Raw genomic sequence first — 16231 nt, 5'->3', positions numbered from 1 at the left:
CACATTTTGACGCCATGAAAAAATCCCCCCAACTGGACACCCTGTTCGCCGCCAGCCTGCCTGCGCTGCCCGGCAACCGCAAAATCGCCATCGCCCTCAGCGGCGGCCTTGATTCCTCCGTCCTGCTGCACCTGGCGCATGCATGGGCAAAGGAACACAACGCGGCGCTGTATGCCTTCCACGTCCACCACGGTCTCAGTCCGAACGCCGACGCCTGGGAAGAACACTGCGCACAGCAATGCGCCGCGCTGGACGTGACGTTCGGCGCGCGCCGCATCACGCTTGCGGGCGTCAAGCAATCCGGCGTGGAAGCGGCTGCCCGCAAGCAGCGCTACGCGGCGCTGGGCGAAATGTGCCGGGAACATGGTGTGCCATTGCTGCTGACGGCGCACCACCTGGACGACCAGGCGGAAACCGTGCTGCTGCAACTGCTGCGCGGCTCCGGCACGGCCGGCCTGTCCGGGATGGACGCCAGCAACAGCGCGGCCGGCCTGCTGCAAAACGACAGCCTGCTGCTGGCGCGCCCGCTGCTCGCCGCCTCGCGCCGGCAACTGGAAGCGTATCAGCAGGCGCATGCCGTGCCGCATATCGAAGACGAATCCAACGCCGACCCGCGCTACGCCCGCAATGCCCTGCGCAACCTGGTGATGCCGGCGCTGGCGCAGCACTTCCCGGGCTTCCAGGAACGCTTCGCCCGCAGCGCGCAGCACGCGCAATCGGCGCAGCGGCTGCTCGATGAACTGGCCGATCAGGATCTGGCGGCGGCGCTGGCGCAGGATTTGCCTGCCAGCGCCAACGCCGTAGCCCCCGGCGAGCCTGGCGCCCCCGGCATCCACGCAGCCGCCAGCGGCGCCGGCGCCGTGGGCGCCACCACAGGCCCCAACCCAAGCGTCCCCGCAGCAGCCGGGCAACCAGCTGCCACGAGCGCGGTGACCGGCAACGGCACCCTCAGCATCGCTTACTTGCACACCCTGAGCCTGGACCGCAGCTACAACCTGCTGCGCCGCTGGTTCCACCAGCGTGGCTTGTCGATGCCGTCCACCGCGTGGCTGCATGAAATGCTCGAGCAGTTATTGAGTGCGCGGGAAGACGCCAACCTGTGCGTCACGCACCCGGAATGCGAAGTGCGCCGCCACCGTGGCCGCCTGATGCTGGCGCCACGTTTGCCCGAGTTGGCGGGCATGCGCGAAGATAAATTCGACGACGCCCCCGAACAGGCGTTCCGCTGGCAGGGTGAAACCCACATCGATTTTCCGGATTACGGCGGCGTGCTGCATATCGCCGAAGCCGCGCCGGGGCAGGGCGGCCTGGCGGAACACTGGCTGGTCCGGCAAAAGCTGACATTAGGCTTCCGCAGCGGCGGCGAAACCCTGAAACCCGCCCCGAACCGTCCGACCCGCGCGCTGAAGCGCCACTACCAGGCGCTGGGCGTGCCGGCGTGGGAGCGTGAGCGCCTGCCGGTGGTGAAGGCCGGCGGGCAACTGCTGTTTGCGGGCGGAATCGGCATGGACTGCCATCATTTGATTGCCGACGGCGGTAAACGCTTCATATTCCGTTGGGAAGCAAAATAATCTACGGTACTGCTGCGTTTTAATCTATTCATATGCCAATTGAGTATGACTACATAACTTTTTTGGCTTGTTCTTTCGCATTGCAGCATGTACAGTTATAAGCCCTCCTTTAAAACATCACTGAGCGGAAACACCAATGGCTTTAATCGTTCACAAATACGGCGGTACGTCGATGGGATCGACGGAACGCATCAAGAACGTCGCGCGCCGCGTCGCCAAATGGCATGACGCAGGCCACCAGATCGTCGTTGTCCCGTCGGCCATGTCCGGCGAGACCAACCGTCTGATCGCGCTGGCGAAAGAAATTCAGAACCCGCCCGACCCGCGCGAACTGGACATGATTGCATCGACCGGCGAGCAAGTCTCGGTCGGCCTGCTGTCGATGGCGCTGCAAGCCATTGGCAAGGATGCCGTGTCGTACGCCGGCTGGCAGGTGGCGATTAAAACCGACTCCGCCTTTACCAAAGCCCGTATTCAGTCGATCGACGATGAAAAGGTCAAGCGCGACCTGGACGCCGGCAAGATCGTCATCATCACCGGTTTCCAGGGTGTGGATGAGAATGACAACATCTCGACCCTGGGCCGTGGCGGCTCGGACACTTCCGCCGTGGCGATTGCCGCCGCGCTGAAGGCGGCCGAATGCCAGATTTACACCGACGTTGACGGCGTCTACACGACCGACCCGCGCGTGGTGTCGGAAGCGCGCCGCCTGAAAGCCATCACGTTCGAAGAGATGCTGGAACTGGCGTCGCTGGGCTCCAAAGTCCTGCAAACCCGCTCGGTGGAGTTCGCCGGCAACTACCGCGTGCCAACGCGCGTGCTGTCGTCGCTGACCGATCCAGACCTGGATCTCGAAACCGAAGCCAATTCGGGCACCCTGATTTCGTTTGAGGAAGACAAACACATGGAACAAGCAGTTATCTCCGGCATCGCCTTTAACCGTGACGAAGCCAAAATCACCGTACTGGGCGTTCCGGACCGTCCAGGCGTGGCTTACCACATCCTCGGCCCAGTGGCCGAAGCCAACGTTGAAGTGGACATGATCATCCAGAATCAGTCCGTCGACGGCAAGACCGACTTCACCTTCACCGTGTCGCGCAACGACTACCAGAAGGCGCTGGACGTGCTGCACAACTCCAAGGATGAAGTGGGCCACTCCACCATCGTTGGCGACGCCAAAGTGTCGAAGATTTCCGTGGTGGGCGTGGGCATGCGTTCGCACGTCGGCGTGGCATCGAAGATGTTCCGCGTCCTGTCGGAAGAAGGCATCAACATCCTGATGATCTCGACCTCGGAAATCAAGATTTCCGTGCTGATCGACGAGAAATACATGGAACTGGCCGTGCGCGCACTGCACAAGGCGTTCGAGCTGGAAAAAGACGTCGCCGCACGCGTCGAGTAATCCGCCCCTCGGCTGATTTAAACGCCCCGCATGGCATGGCCTGCGGGGCGTTTTACATTGGGGGCTACACATAGGGCGGCTTTTACAAAGCCGCCGCGGCGCCGCCGGGCTGCACGCATGGCGGGTTTGAAAAACCCGCCCTACGCAAGCACAGCACACCGGCAACAGACAGCAGCGCCGCACTCACCAGGGTCAGGCTGTAATCATGCCCGGACCAGTCCAGCAATGGCCCTTGCAGCATACCCATTGCAATGGTCGCCACCCCCGCCATCAAATCCTTGGCCGCGTTAAATTGCAGGAACTGCAGCCGTGGGAACAGCGCCATCGGGATCGATGCCGACGCCGTGTAATACGCGCCCGACACCACCACGTGCGCCACGTACAGCCAGGCAAAACCGGCCGCATCGCGCACCCACACAAAGCCCGTGCCCGACACCAGCGCATACAGCGCCAGGATACCGAGTGATACCTGCACCGCGCCCCAGCGGTCCGCCGCCGCGCCAATGAACAACGCCAGCACGATCGACGCCATATAGGACGCCGCCGTCAATTCACCCAGCGTGGTTTTCGACAGGCCCATCGCCGCCGCGTAATACTGGTAAAACGTATTGAACGGCGTGAACGCGACCGCCGCCAGTGTCAGCGCGGCATACACCCACAGGTAGCGCCGCTCGCTGAAACAGGCGGCGGCAAATTCCCGGGCCGCGTGCATGAGGCCCGGACGTGGCAGCGCGCCGGCGGCAACCGGTGGGTACGCGCCTTCCTTGACCATCGCGCACATCCACAGGCTGCCCACGCCGAACAGGATGCCGATTCCTGCCAGCACTTCAAACAAATGCGTATCGGTCAGCGGAAACAGCCAGTAATTGAACAGGATGCCGGCCCCCAGGCTTACCACGCGCACGGCGGCAAAGAAGCGGCCCAGCAGGGGAAAGGGAATGATGTCGTTGACCAGCCCCGCATACAGTGCCAGAGTCATGATGGCGATGCATTCAAAGATGCCCCAGCACAGGCAAAACCAGATTAGCACGCAGTGGTCCAGGCCGGGCGACCAGGCGCCCAGCACCGCGTTGGTCCAGGCTCCCAGCCACGGGCACGCGGCCAGTCCCACCATGGCCAGCGCGCCGATCGGCGTGGCGGCAATCAGGTAAGGCAGCCGCCGTCCCAGCTTGCCGCGATGGCGGTCGGAGTGATAGCTGACCAGCGGCCCAAGCAGGATGCCCAGCAGGGCAGGGACCGACGACATCAGCAGCGATACCGTGGTGTCGGACGCGTGGTGGCGCCGCAGCAGTTCCAGTGCGCCCGGCAGCGCCGAGCGTTCGCGCATGGCGATGGCAAATTCACCCAGCAGCAGCCAAAAGATCACCATGCCCAGCCCGGCGGCGGTGTAGTGCAGCGCGCCTGCCTGCAGCCGGGCGGCATCCGTCATGAGTCGCTGCCGGTGCTGCCGCTGCTGCCGCGTACTGCGCGGCGCCGGGGCGCGGGCGCGTCGGCCGCACCGGGGCGCGCTGCGGCACGCACCGGCCCGGTCGAACCCCGCACCACCATCGGCGTCGGAAATTCAATGCGCTGCGCCGCGACTTCCTTGCCCTTCAACAGCTCGACCAGTTCCCGCACCGCGCGCACACCCATTTCCGCGAACGGTTGCGCCAAGGTGGTCAGCGCCGGATACGCATAGCGCGCGGCGGGAATATCGTCGAAGCCGATCAGCGACAGATCGTCCGGCACCTGCAAGCCCCGGGTGCGGATCGCGTCAAGCGCACCGAGCGCCATTTCATCGTTGGCGGCAAAGATCGCGGTGGGCGGTTCGGCCAGCGACAGCAAGTGTTCGGCGGCTGGAAAGCCGGAAACCTGGGTAAAGTCGCCTTCCACGATCAGGGCCGGATCGATCTCGACCCCGGCCGCGCACAGCGCGTCGACATAGCCGCGCTGGCGTTCCGCGCTTTGCCCGGTAAATGGCGTGCCCGCGATAAAGCCGATGCGACGGTGGCCCAACGCCAGCAAATGGTCCACCGCGTCCCGCGCGCCCTGGCGGTTCTGGCACACCACCACCGGCAATGCCATCTTGCGCGCGGCAAAGTTCACCAGCACGCAAGGGAAACGGTCCTGTTCCAGCCGGTCGAGGTAATGGTCGAAGGTATTGGGCAGCACCAGCAGCAAGCCTTCGCACAGCTTGCGCAGCATGTCGCTGGTGGCGGCGCGGCCCGGTTCGTTGAAGCTTTGCGCGTGGAACACCACCAGGTCGTAACCGAGGCGGCGCGCTTCCTGGCTGATCGCGCTGATCAGTTCATGCATGACAACGGAGCCAAAGTTATTGATGAACACGCCGATCAGGTTGCCGGTATCGCCGCGCATGCGCTTGGCCAGCATGTCGGGCTGGTAGTTCAACTGTTCCGCCGCCTGCAGCACGCGCTGGCGCGTGGCGTCCGAGACATAGCCCAGGCCCCGGATGGCGCGCGAAGCGGTAATCATCGACACGCCGGCCGCCTTGGCCACCTCGGCCAGTGTCGTTGCTGTACTTCCTGTGCTTCCTTTGCGCATGGGCCGGCGGTCCTTATGGTCGGTGGGTGTGCCGAATGATAGCGGCTAAACCATGCCGGCAGCCCGGCAATCGGCATGCCGTTGTGACATGACAACGCTAACATAGGTGGTTTTTCGAACTAATCAATTTGTTGATTGGTTCAGGTGGCATGAAAGACGCCGGCAGGCAAGTATCTTCTGCTTTTAAAACAAGGGGTTATGCAATTTCGCGGCGAGCTATATCGAAATGCACGCCAGTTATGCGATTTTCGTATGGTAACGTGCTAACAAAAATTGATAGTCTGACGTCGAACCACAATAAAAGGAGACATCATGAAAAAAACCATCCTCGCCACCTTGTTGCCGCTGGCGCTGTCGGCAGCCTACAGCCAGGCCGCCCTGGCGCAGGACAGTGCCGCGCCCGCCGCCGCGGCGGCCGGCGCGGACCAGGAGCCGGTCAGCACCGTGGTCGTGACCGGCTTTCGCTCCAGCCTGCAAAAAGCACTGAACCTCAAGCAGCAAGCCATCGGCGTGCGCGATTCCATCGTGGCCGAAGACATCGGCAAATTCCCCGAGGCGAATATCGCGGAATCGCTGCAGCGCGTGCCCGGCATTATTTTGAACCGCGATGAAAGCTCGGGCGAAGGCCAGCGCATTTCCATCCGCGGCTTGCCGACAGAGTATTCCATCACCACCCTGAATGGCGCGCCGGTCAACGCGACGTCCACCAGCACCATCGGCAGCGCCGCGCGCGGTTTTAACTACGACGTGTTTGCCTCCGAACTGTTTGGCCGCGTGGACTTCTATAAATCGCCGCTGGCGGAATTGACCGAAGGCGGCATGGGCGGCGTGGTGGACTTGCAGACGCCGCGCCCGTTCGACAACCCGAAACGCACCATGCGCTACGCGCTGTCCGGGTCGTATAACACGATGTCGAAGAAAACCGACCCGACCGGCTTTGCGCTGTTCTCCGACACTTGGGGGCCGTGGGGCTTGCTGGCCGGCGTCTCCCACTCGTCGTCCGTCAACAATCGCTCCGGCTTTGAAGCCACCGGCGGTTATAACAGTTCCGCGCGCGGCAGCCAGAGCCCGGTCAAGGGCAACTTCGCGGTTACCCTGGATTACGACGATCCGCGTGCCAACCTGGGCGGCCTGTCGCGCAGCGATGTCGATAACGCGCTGCTGCCCCGCATCTACCGCTTCTATGGCTCGGCCAATGACCGTACGCGCGACGGCCTGGTCTCGTCGCTGCAATACAAGGACGGCGGTCTCAATATCAGCCTCGACACCCTGTATTCGAAACTGAAAAACACCCGCGATGAAATGTATTTTGGTTTGCTGGTCCGTAACAGCAAGACCACCAACCGCAGCGCCCCCGCCGGCCAGACTGGCCATAGCGGCTTCGTGCCGATCAATGTGCAGGTCGACCGCGAATCGAACCTGTTGACCGGGACCTTCGGCAATACCTCGTACAGCAGCGGCGTCACCTACAGCGAAGATGAAACGCGCTTTGGCTATACCGCGTTGAATGGCCGCTGGGCGGTGCGGGACGGGCTGGTGCTGACCGGGCAGGTGAGCGGCAATAGCAGTAAAGCCACCAGCTACCAGGACACCCTGTCCGGCCAGATTTTCGGCGTGGATTCCACGATCTCGTATGGCGACGACCACGTGTATCCATCGCTGTCGTCGCCGGTCAGCTACACCGATCCGAATAACTTCCAGGGCTTTGGCATCGGCACCGGCTGGACCCGTGAAACGGATAAGGCCAAACAGGCGCGCGTGGCGGCCGACTGGGATTACGGCTTGCCGGGCGGCTGGAGTGGCCACTTGAAAGCGGGCCTGGTCCATGTGGACACGGAAAAGGGCATCAACAAGCGCAACGCCACCTCGGCCATGACCAGCAAGCTCAATTCGCTGGGCAATGCGGGCCTGCGCAGCGGCATGACGTCGACACTGCCGATCGGGAACCTTGACATGGGCGCGGGCTGGCCACATGCGTGGGGCACCTTTACGCGCGACTATACGTATTCGACCTTCGATCCGCTGGCCTTCAATACCGAAGCCACCTTTACCCCGGCGCAAAGTTTTACTGCGCAGGAAAAGGTCAGCACGGCGTTTGTGCAGTCGGACTTCAAGGGCCAGGTGCTGGAACGTGAATTGCGCTTCAATGCGGGTGTGCGCTATTCGAAAACCGACACGCTGATCGACAACTTCAAGCAGCAGGGCGCGGGACTGACCTATCTGCCGAACCAGGAAAAGGGTTCCTACAGCAATGTGCTGCCCGCCATGAGCGCGGCGCTCGATGTGACGGACAACCTGATGTGGCGGGCATCGTGGGGCAAGACGATTTCGCGCGCTTCGCTGTCGATCATCGCCGCGCAAACCGTGATTCCGAATCCATTCGATAACACGGCAACGGCCGGCAACCCGAACCTGCGCCCGCAGCAATCGAAAAACCTCGACACCAGCATGGAATGGTACTTCCAGCCGGGCAGCCTGCTGTCGGCGGCGGTGTTCAAGAAAGAACTGACCGACGCCACCGTGGCCAGCACCACCAACGTGACCTTTGGTTCACTCGGCTTGCCGGATACCGCGCTCGGTGCGATCTTCCAGAATGCACAGGGCAAAGTCGATCCGAACTTGCCGATGACCTTGCGCAGCTACAGCAATGCCGGCAAGCAGACCCTGAAAGGCTACGAGCTGGCCTATCAGCAAGCCTTCACGTTCTTGCCGGAACCCTTCAAGGGCCTGGGCGCGCTGGCCAGCTTCACGCATATCGACCCGTTCAACAGCGCCAAGTGGATCACCAACGCGGGCAAGGAAATCGAAGTCAATTCGGTGCCCAAGTATGCCTACAGTGCGACAGGCTACTATGAAAAGGGGCCATTGGCGGTGCGCCTGTCCTATAACTATAAAGGCCGCTCGCTGCATGGCGACAATCCGCGCAACCTCGGCGACGACTTGCTGCGCTGGCGCGCCGCGCGCGGCTACCTGGACGCGAGCATCGCGTACAAGATCAGCGAACAGCTGGAACTGCGCCTCGATGCGCTGAACTTGTCGAACACGCTGGCCTACGATTACTTCGAAGACGCATCCGGCCAATATGGCAGCGGCAAGCGCACCCGCATGGATTATGCGAAGTATGATGGCCGCACCATCAAGTTCGGGATCCGGGGCAAACTGTAATCGAACCCGGGTGAATCACTTGCGGAACAGGCGGCTGGCCTGTTCCGCGTTTTTGCATTTGTGAAGGCATTTTGTATGTGGAAACAATCTTACGCCCTGCTGGCGGTTGCCATGGCCACCGGATGCGCCGCATGGCCCCCCGCTGGCGGGCATGTGCGGGTGACCGACGTCGGTCCCGGCTGGGCCAATAATTCCGTCAATGCGGTGGTGTTCCGCAAGAATGCGCTGGTGAGCCACGGCAATACGCAATACATCGCGTATTACGATGCCGATGCCTACGTCGTGCTGGGCAAGCGCAAGCTGGGTGACGCGCGCTGGGACCTGCGCCGCACGCAATACCAGGGCAACGCGCGCGACGCCCACAACAGCATCAGCATCATGGTCGATGGCGCGGGCGTGCTGCACATGGCCTGGGACCACCATAACCACCCGCTGCGTTATGCGCGCGCGGTGGCGCCGGGTTCCTTGCAGTTGAGCGAAAAACTGCCGATGACGGGGCGCGATGAACAGGCGGTGTCGTATCCTGAATTCCACCGCCTGCCGGACGGGAATGTGCTGTTCCTGTACCGCGACGGCGGTTCGGGCAAGGGCAACCTGGTGGTCAACCGCTACGACATCAAGCACGGCAGTTGGACGCGCCTGCACGACAATCTTTTGAGCGGGGAAGGGCGGCGCAACGCGTACTGGCAGGCGTATGTCGATGACCGCGGCGCGGTGCACCTGTCATGGGTGTGGCGCGAATCGCCCGACGTGGCCAGCAACCACGACATGGCCTACGCGCGCTCCAGCGATGGTGGCGTGACGTGGCAGCGCTCCGATGGCAGCGCGTATGCGTTGCCGGTGACAAAGGCCAGCGCGGAATACGCGGCGCGCATTCCGCAGGGCAGTGACTTGATCAACCAGACGTCGATGGCGGCGGACAGCAGCGGCAATCCGTATATCGCCAGCTACTGGCGCGCGGCGGGGGAACGTGTGCCGCAATACCGCGTGCTGTACCGCGCCGGCGGCGGCTGGCGCCAGCTTGACCTGCCGCTGCGCACGACGCCGTTTTCACTGAGCGGCATGGGCACCAAGGCGATTCCTGTCGCCCGTCCGCAAATCATGGTGAAGGAGCGCGATGGCCAGCCTGCCGCGCTGCTGGTCTACCGCGATGAAGAACGGGGCAGCAAAGTCTCGGTGGTGGATATCCGGGATTTCACCCGGCAGCGCTGGCACGTCCGCGACCTCACTCACGATGAGGTCGGTGCATGGGAGCCTTCCTTTGATACGGAACTATGGCGCGGCCAGGGAGTCCTGCATTTGTTTGTGCAAACCGTGCGGCAAGTCGATGGCGAAGGCCTTGCACAAGCCGCCCCGGCAATGGTGCGTGTACTGGAATGGTCGCCAGAATAGCCGTAGCCTATACATTCCAAAGCGAGCGATAGTACGAAAGGGGCCAGGCCCCATAGAAGAAGGGGCCAGGCTCCATATAAAAAAAGCCGGCGCTGGTTGCCCAGCCGCCGGCCTGAAGGGAGGCGCGGGTAGCGCACCGTTCCACATGAAGCCTGTCAATCCTTCAGCCGCGCCATCTCCGCCGCCGCCAGCAATACCGCGCCCACGCCAAAGTGCGCGGTGGAGTTCTTGTCCACCACCTGGCCCGGCAGTGCGCGGTCGCCGATCGGCTGCACATAGCCGACTTTGCCGTCCGGCTGCACCGCCACCGTGCGCAGGAAGTGCCAGCCTTTCAGCGCCACCGGCAGGTATTCCGCGCGCGGTAGTACGCCATGGTTGATGCCCCACAGGTAGCCATAGGTGAAGAAGGCGGTGCCGCTTGATTCAGGACCCGGCGCATGGGCGGGATCGAGCAGGCTGCGGGTCCAGTAGCCGTCCGGCTGCTGCGCCGCTTTCAGCGCCGCCGCCATGCCCTTGAATTTCGCTTCGAATTCCGGCCGGCGCGGATCATTGGCCGGTAAATCCTGCAGCACCTTGGCCAGCCCCGCAAAGACCCAGCCATTGCCGCGCGCCCAGAAATCCTTGCGGCCACCGGCGCTCTTGTGCGCCGGATAAACAAAGCGCGCATCGCGGTAATACAGCTGTTCCGGGCCGTCATACATGATGCTGTTCGCGTGCGCAAAGTACTCGGCCAGCTTGTCCAGGTAGCGCCGGTCGCCCGTCACGCCATACAGCTTGGTCATCACCGGCATCACCATGTATAGGCCGTCGGCCCACCACCAGTAATCGTTGCGCGCGGTGCTCATCTGGTATTCCATGACTTCGCGCGCCCGCGCGATGCGCTGCGGCTGGCGGCCCTGGTCCAGCTGGTGCAGGTCGATGTAAGTCTGGAAGCAGATTTGCCAGTCGCCGAACAACACGAAATCATCGGTTTCGCCATAGGTCAGCTTCCATTGGACCTTGTCCTGCGAGCGTGCGCCCATCCAGCGGTTATGGTCCGCCCACTGCTCGGAATAGCGCCGGTAAGCGTCGTTGCCCGTCACGCGGTACGCTTCGATATTGCCCGTGTGGTAAGCCGCCACGTTCCAGAACGCCGTCTCCGTGGCAGGCGTGGTGCGCTGCCAGTAAGTGTTGACTTGCCCGATCAGCGCCAGTGCTTCCTGCTTGGAAGATGCGGCTGTTTGCGCGCCCGGCAGCGCGCATCCGGGCAGGGACAACGCCAGCCCGGCGACGGCGCCTGCCAGCAGGCGTCTGCGGGAAAAACCGTAGTGCGAAGGTGGGTTCATTTGTATGCCAGTGAAGTTCGATGAGCGCCAGCTTACCCATGTTTGTTTGCACGTTACCATACTAATTTCGTATAACAGTCGGGTTTTTTGGAATAGCAGCAGCCTGTAAAAAAGCCATATCCTTGAATTAATTAACAAAAATCATCGTTTTGAGCGAATACACCCCACGTGGCACGCATCAGTGTTCTTCGATAAGATATTTCGGATCGATATGGTAGCGTTGTCACATCACAACAAGGAGACTAAGGGGTATGGAACGCCGTAATTTCATGCAAGCGCTGGCCGCCGGAATGGCCGCCGGCACAGCAGGTTCAGGCCAGGCAGCAACCGCACCGGCGGCGACAGCACCGGCGGTATCGTCAAACGGCCAGGACCGTGCGTACCTGGCTGCGCTGGCGCAAAAGATGGCCGAGCCGGTGCTGGCCAATATGGCGCGGGGCGCGCTGCAAAAGCAATTTCCGCTGGAGCTGAGCCCCACCTGGGATGGGCGCGACCAGCGCGTCACGTACCTTGAATGCTTTGGCCGGCTGATTGCCGGCATTGCCCCCTGGCTGGCGCTGCCCGACGATGCCGGCGCCGAAAGCCGCACCCGCAAGCGCCTGCGCGAATTCGCGCTGCAAAGCTTTGCACATTCGGTGGATCCGGCCAGCCCGGACTACCTGGTATGGAAAGGGCACGGCCAGGCGCTGGTCGATTCCGCCTATTTCACCAACGCGCTGATGCGCGCCCCGAAAGCGCTGTGGGATCCGCTCGATGCCACCACCAAGCGCCGCATCGTCGCGGAAATCAAGGGCCTGCGCCGCATCGAGCCGCCATACATCAACTGGATGCTGTTTGCCGCGATGAATGAAGCGTGGCTGCTGTCGGTTGGCGAAGAGCACGACCCGATGCGCATGAACGTGGCGATCCGCAAGATCAACGAATGGTATGTCGGCGACGGCTGGATCAAGGATGGCGAATCATTCCACTTCGATTACTACAGTTCCTTCGTCATGTACCCAATGCTGCTGGAAGTGCTGGAGGTGCTGGCGAAAACCAACGCGCCGTTCTGGAACGGCAAACCGGCGGAACTGCATGCCCAGGCCTTAAAGCGCATGCAGCGCTACTGCGAACACCTGGAACGCTTCATCGGGCCGGACGGCACGTTCCCGCCGATCGGCCGTTCGCTGACCTACCGCACCGCCGCCTTCCAGCCACTGGCACTGCTGGCGTGGCGCAAGCAATTGCCGGCCAGCCTGCCGGAAGGGCAGGTGCGGGCCGCCCTGAACGCGGTGCACAAGATGGTATGGAGCGCGCCGGACAATTTCACCAAAGACGGTTATTTGACCATCGGCTTCGCCGGCCACCAGCCGGAACTGGGCGACTGGTATTCGAATAACGGCAGCATGTACATCGCATCGGCCGGCCTGCTGGCGCTGGGCTTGCCGGAGACGGACAGTTACTGGACCGCCCCCGCGCAAGACTGGACGCAAAAGAAGGCCTTTAGCGGCCGCCGATTCCCCAAAGACTATCCTGTCAATTATTGATCCTTACTGATATGAGCTACAAATTGAAAGCCGCCGTCCTGGCGTGCGCGCTGGCACTGCAAGCATGGAACGGCGCATCCGCCGAAACGGTTCCCGGCGTGGCTGAATGGGAGCAACCTGAAGTTGTGCAGGTCAACCGCGAGCCGATGAAGGCCACGTTCTTCAATTTCGAAAGCACGGACCTGGCGAAGAAGGGCGACAAGTCGCAATCGCGCCGTTTCGTGTCGCTGGACGGAACGTGGAAGTTCGCTTATTCGAAAACACCGGAGACGCGCCCGGCCGATTTTTACAAGCCGGGCTTTGACACCAGCGGCTGGGGCACGATCCAGGTGCCGGGCATGATGCAGGCGCAGGGTTATGGTCAGCCATACTTCAACAACATCGATTATCCCTTCGGCGCCAACGAACCCTTTATTCCCCATGCGATGAATGAAGTGGGCTCATACCGGCGTGACATCGATGTGCCGGCCGGCTGGAACGGCAGCGACGTCTACCTGCACATCGGCGCCGCCGGCGCCGCGTATTACATCTGGGTCAATGGCGAAAAAGTCGGCTATTCGGAGGATTCCAAGTTGCCGGCCGAATTCAATGTGACCCGCCACCTCAAGCCCGGCAAGAACGTGGTGGCCATTGAGCTGTACCGTTTTGCCGATGGTTCGTACCTGGAAGACCAGGATTTCTGGCGCGTGTCCGGCATCGAGCGCAGCGTGTACCTGTACGCGGAACCGAAGACCCACTTGCGCGATTACAGCGCCAGCGCGCAGTTGGACAGGAATGGCTACAAGGATGGCGTGCTGACGGTGGAGCCAAGCTTCCGTGGCGAAGGCAGCGGCCAGTTGCGCGCCACCGTGTATGACGGAGAAAAGAAAGTGCTGGCGCTGCAGGGCGCCATCACGGGCGGCAAGGCGCAGGGCCTGCAGGGCCGCATCCCTGGCGTGAAACCATGGTCGGCGGAGTCGCCGGCGCTGTACCGGCTGGTGCTGGAACACATCGACAGTGACGGCAAACTGGTGTCGGCCACGTCGCGCAAGATCGGTTTCCGCACGGTGGAAATCAAGGATGGCGAAGTGCGGCTCAATGGCAAGCGCATCTTGTTCAAGGGCGTGAACCGGCATGAACACGACCCGCACACGTTCCGTGTGCTGTCCGAAGAAACCATGCGCCGCGACATGGAGCTGATGAAGCAGGCCAACGTCAATGCGGTGCGCGCGTCGCACTATCCGAACGATCCGCGCTGGTATGACCTGGCCGATGAATATGGCATGTACGTGTATGACGAAGCGAACATTGAATCGCACGAATACATGCGCGAAGGCGACCAGCATCCGGAGCAGCGCGACAAAATCCAGCTGGGCTACAAGCCGCATTGGGCGGCGGCGCACCTGGACCGCGTCTCGCGCATGGTGGAGCGTGACAAGAACCATCCGAGCGTGGTGATCTGGTCGCTGGGTAACGAGGCCGGCACCGGCCCGAACTTTGAAAACGCGGCGCGCTGGATCCGCCAGCGCGACCCGAGCCGCCTGATCGCCTACCTGGGCCAGGGCGCGCTGGGCGAAGTGCACTTGCCGAACGCGTACGTGGACATTTATGCGCCCATGTATGACGATGTCGAGAAGATGATCGGCTATGCGGACGACCCGCGCTACCAGCAGCCGATGATCCAGTGCGAATACGCGCACGCCATGGGCAACAGCCTGGGCAACCTGGAAGAATACTGGGAAGCCATCCGTTCCCGCAAAAAGCTGCAGGGTGGCTTTATCTGGGACTGGGTGGACCAGGCCATGATCCTGAAGACGCCGGATGGCCGCCCGTACTGGGCGCAGGGCGAGGATTTTGGCAAGAACCCGCGCAACGACGCGTCCGTGGTGGCCGATGGCCTGGTGCGGGCCGACCGCACGCCGGACCCGGAATACTACGAACTGCGCAAGGTGTATTCGCCGGTCGTGTTTGAAGGCGACCCGGCCAGGGGGACGCTGGCGGTGGTGAACCGCCACGATTTCAACGATTTATCGGGCCTGGCATTCAAATGGTCCGTCAGCAAGGATGGCGTGCCGGTGGCCAGTGGTGACATGGCCGGTGTGAACGCCGCCGCGCAAAGCCGCGCCGCCGTGCCATTCAAGCTGCCGGCCTTCAAGCGCGAGGCGGGCGCCGAATACATCCTCACCATCCGCGCCGAAGCGAAGGAGGGGGCGGTGAAAGGCGTACCGGCCGGGCATGAACTGGGTTTCAGTCAGTTCATCCTGCAAGCGCCGAAAGCGGCCAGCCCCGCGCGCTGGCTGGCGCCTGCCGTGGAGGGTAATGCCCTGGTGCTGCAAGGCGGAAAAACGCGCCTGGCGGTGGACAAGGCGACCGGCATGGTCAGCCTGGCGATCGATGGCAAGCCATTGCTGCAGGGTGGTACGCCGAACTTCTGGCGCGCCATGACGGACAATGACCAGGACACCGGCTTTGCGAAAGCCCGCCAGGTATGGAAGGACTTTACGGAACAGCGCCACGTGCGTTCCGTGGCGGCCACGGGCGACGCGGTGCGCGTCGAGTACGGCTTCGGCGCCGGCACGGTGCGCTGGGAAACCACGTACCGCATCGATGCGCAGGGCAAAGTCAATGTGGACGCCGTCTTCACGCCGTTGCGCGATGATTTGCCCGACCCGATGCGCGTCGGCCTGCGCTTCAATCATGCCCCCGCACTGACCGGCGTGGCATGGTATGGACGCGGCCCGCAGGAATCGTACGCCGACCGTCTGACGGGCGCCGCCATCGGCCTGTATCGCGGCAAGGTGGCGGACCAGTACCACCAGTACGTGCGTCCGCAGGAAAGCGGCAACAAGACCGGCGTGCGCTGGCTGGCGTTGACCGGCGAGCAGGGCGGCCTGCGCGTGACGGGGGCGCAGCCGTTATCTGTCAATGCGCTGGCGTTCCCTTACGAAGACTTGTATCCGCGTCCACGTGGCAGTTGGCACAGTTCGGACATTGTGCCGCATGGCGATGGCACCTTGATGGTGGACGCCGCGCAGGCTGGCGTGGGCGGTGATACCGGCTGGGATGATCGGGGCTGGCCGATCGTGAAATACCGTGTTCCGCTGAAGCCGCTGCGCTACAGCTTCACCATTTCGCCACAGCAGGGAACACCATGATGAACCAGGCCTTGATGGGGTAACGGCAGGGGAAACGTGCCCTGTTGCACGATTTATGAGCAAACATGAAATATTTTCGAAAATTTGCTTGTGGTTCCTTGACCAATCCCATGACGGCCATTACTATAGCGCTCGTCTGATCGACGCAGCAATGCAGAGTGAAGACGATAGTTGA

The 16231-nt window shown here is 62.4% G+C and carries 9 protein-coding genes; 6 read left to right on the top strand and 3 right to left on the bottom strand.

The window, feature by feature from the left end; genetic code table 11:
• The first annotated feature begins 14 nt into the window (after positions 1-14).
• Together tilS and AC1RRC_RS27675 are read left to right on the top strand one after the other, a co-directional pair.
• Positions 15-1571 (top strand): tRNA lysidine(34) synthetase TilS, encoded by a 1557-nt coding sequence (gene tilS / locus AC1RRC_RS27680; protein ID WP_493058835.1) that lies wholly within the window; start codon positions 15-17, stop codon positions 1569-1571.
• Positions 1572-1707: 136 nt separating this feature from the next.
• Positions 1708-2973, top strand: a complete 1266-nt coding sequence (locus tag AC1RRC_RS27675) for an aspartate kinase (RefSeq protein WP_493058834.1) — start codon at positions 1708-1710, stop codon at positions 2971-2973.
• A gap of 82 nt (positions 2974-3055) precedes the next feature.
• Here AC1RRC_RS27675 and AC1RRC_RS27670 read toward each other — a convergent pair whose 3' ends face one another.
• Positions 3056-4402: an MFS transporter gene (locus tag AC1RRC_RS27670; RefSeq protein WP_493058833.1), complete on the bottom strand. Its 1347-nt coding sequence runs from the start codon at positions 4400-4402 to the stop codon at positions 3056-3058.
• Positions 4399-5514, bottom strand: coding sequence for a LacI family DNA-binding transcriptional regulator (locus AC1RRC_RS27665; protein WP_493058832.1), 1116 nt, complete (start codon positions 5512-5514; stop codon positions 4399-4401). Before AC1RRC_RS27665 ends, AC1RRC_RS27670 begins: the two co-directional genes overlap by 4 nt.
• A 312-nt stretch (positions 5515-5826) precedes the next feature.
• Between AC1RRC_RS27665 and AC1RRC_RS27660 the strand changes: the two genes are divergently transcribed.
• The gene (locus AC1RRC_RS27660) at positions 5827-8679 is read left to right on the top strand and encodes a TonB-dependent receptor (RefSeq protein ID WP_493058831.1); all 2853 of its coding nucleotides are present in this window, start codon (positions 5827-5829) and stop codon (positions 8677-8679) included.
• A gap of 75 nt (positions 8680-8754) precedes the next feature.
• On the top strand, positions 8755-10071 hold the full coding sequence (locus tag AC1RRC_RS27655; RefSeq protein ID WP_493058830.1) for a BNR repeat-containing protein: 1317 nt from the start codon (positions 8755-8757) through the stop codon (positions 10069-10071).
• A gap of 155 nt (positions 10072-10226) precedes the next feature.
• Here AC1RRC_RS27655 and AC1RRC_RS27650 read toward each other — a convergent pair whose 3' ends face one another.
• Complete coding sequence (locus AC1RRC_RS27650) at positions 10227-11396, bottom strand: glycoside hydrolase family 88/105 protein (RefSeq protein WP_493058829.1); 1170 nt, start codon at positions 11394-11396, stop codon at positions 10227-10229.
• A gap of 251 nt (positions 11397-11647) precedes the next feature.
• On the opposite strand from AC1RRC_RS27650, the gene AC1RRC_RS27645 reads away from it, so the two are divergent.
• A complete protein-coding gene (locus AC1RRC_RS27645) occupies positions 11648-12922 on the top strand; it encodes a DUF2264 domain-containing protein (protein WP_493058828.1) in 1275 nt (424 codons plus the stop codon).
• Between the two features lie 11 nt (positions 12923-12933).
• Positions 12934-16056 (top strand): glycoside hydrolase family 2 TIM barrel-domain containing protein, encoded by a 3123-nt coding sequence (locus tag AC1RRC_RS27640; protein ID WP_493058827.1) that lies wholly within the window; start codon positions 12934-12936, stop codon positions 16054-16056.
• Positions 16057-16231: the final 175 nt, after the last annotated feature.

The sequence above is a fragment of the Pseudoduganella sp. GW821-FHT12E03 genome (assembly GCF_058807115.1).
Note: the sequence above shows the minus strand (reverse complement) of the source record. Positions and strands in the feature narration are given on the sequence as shown.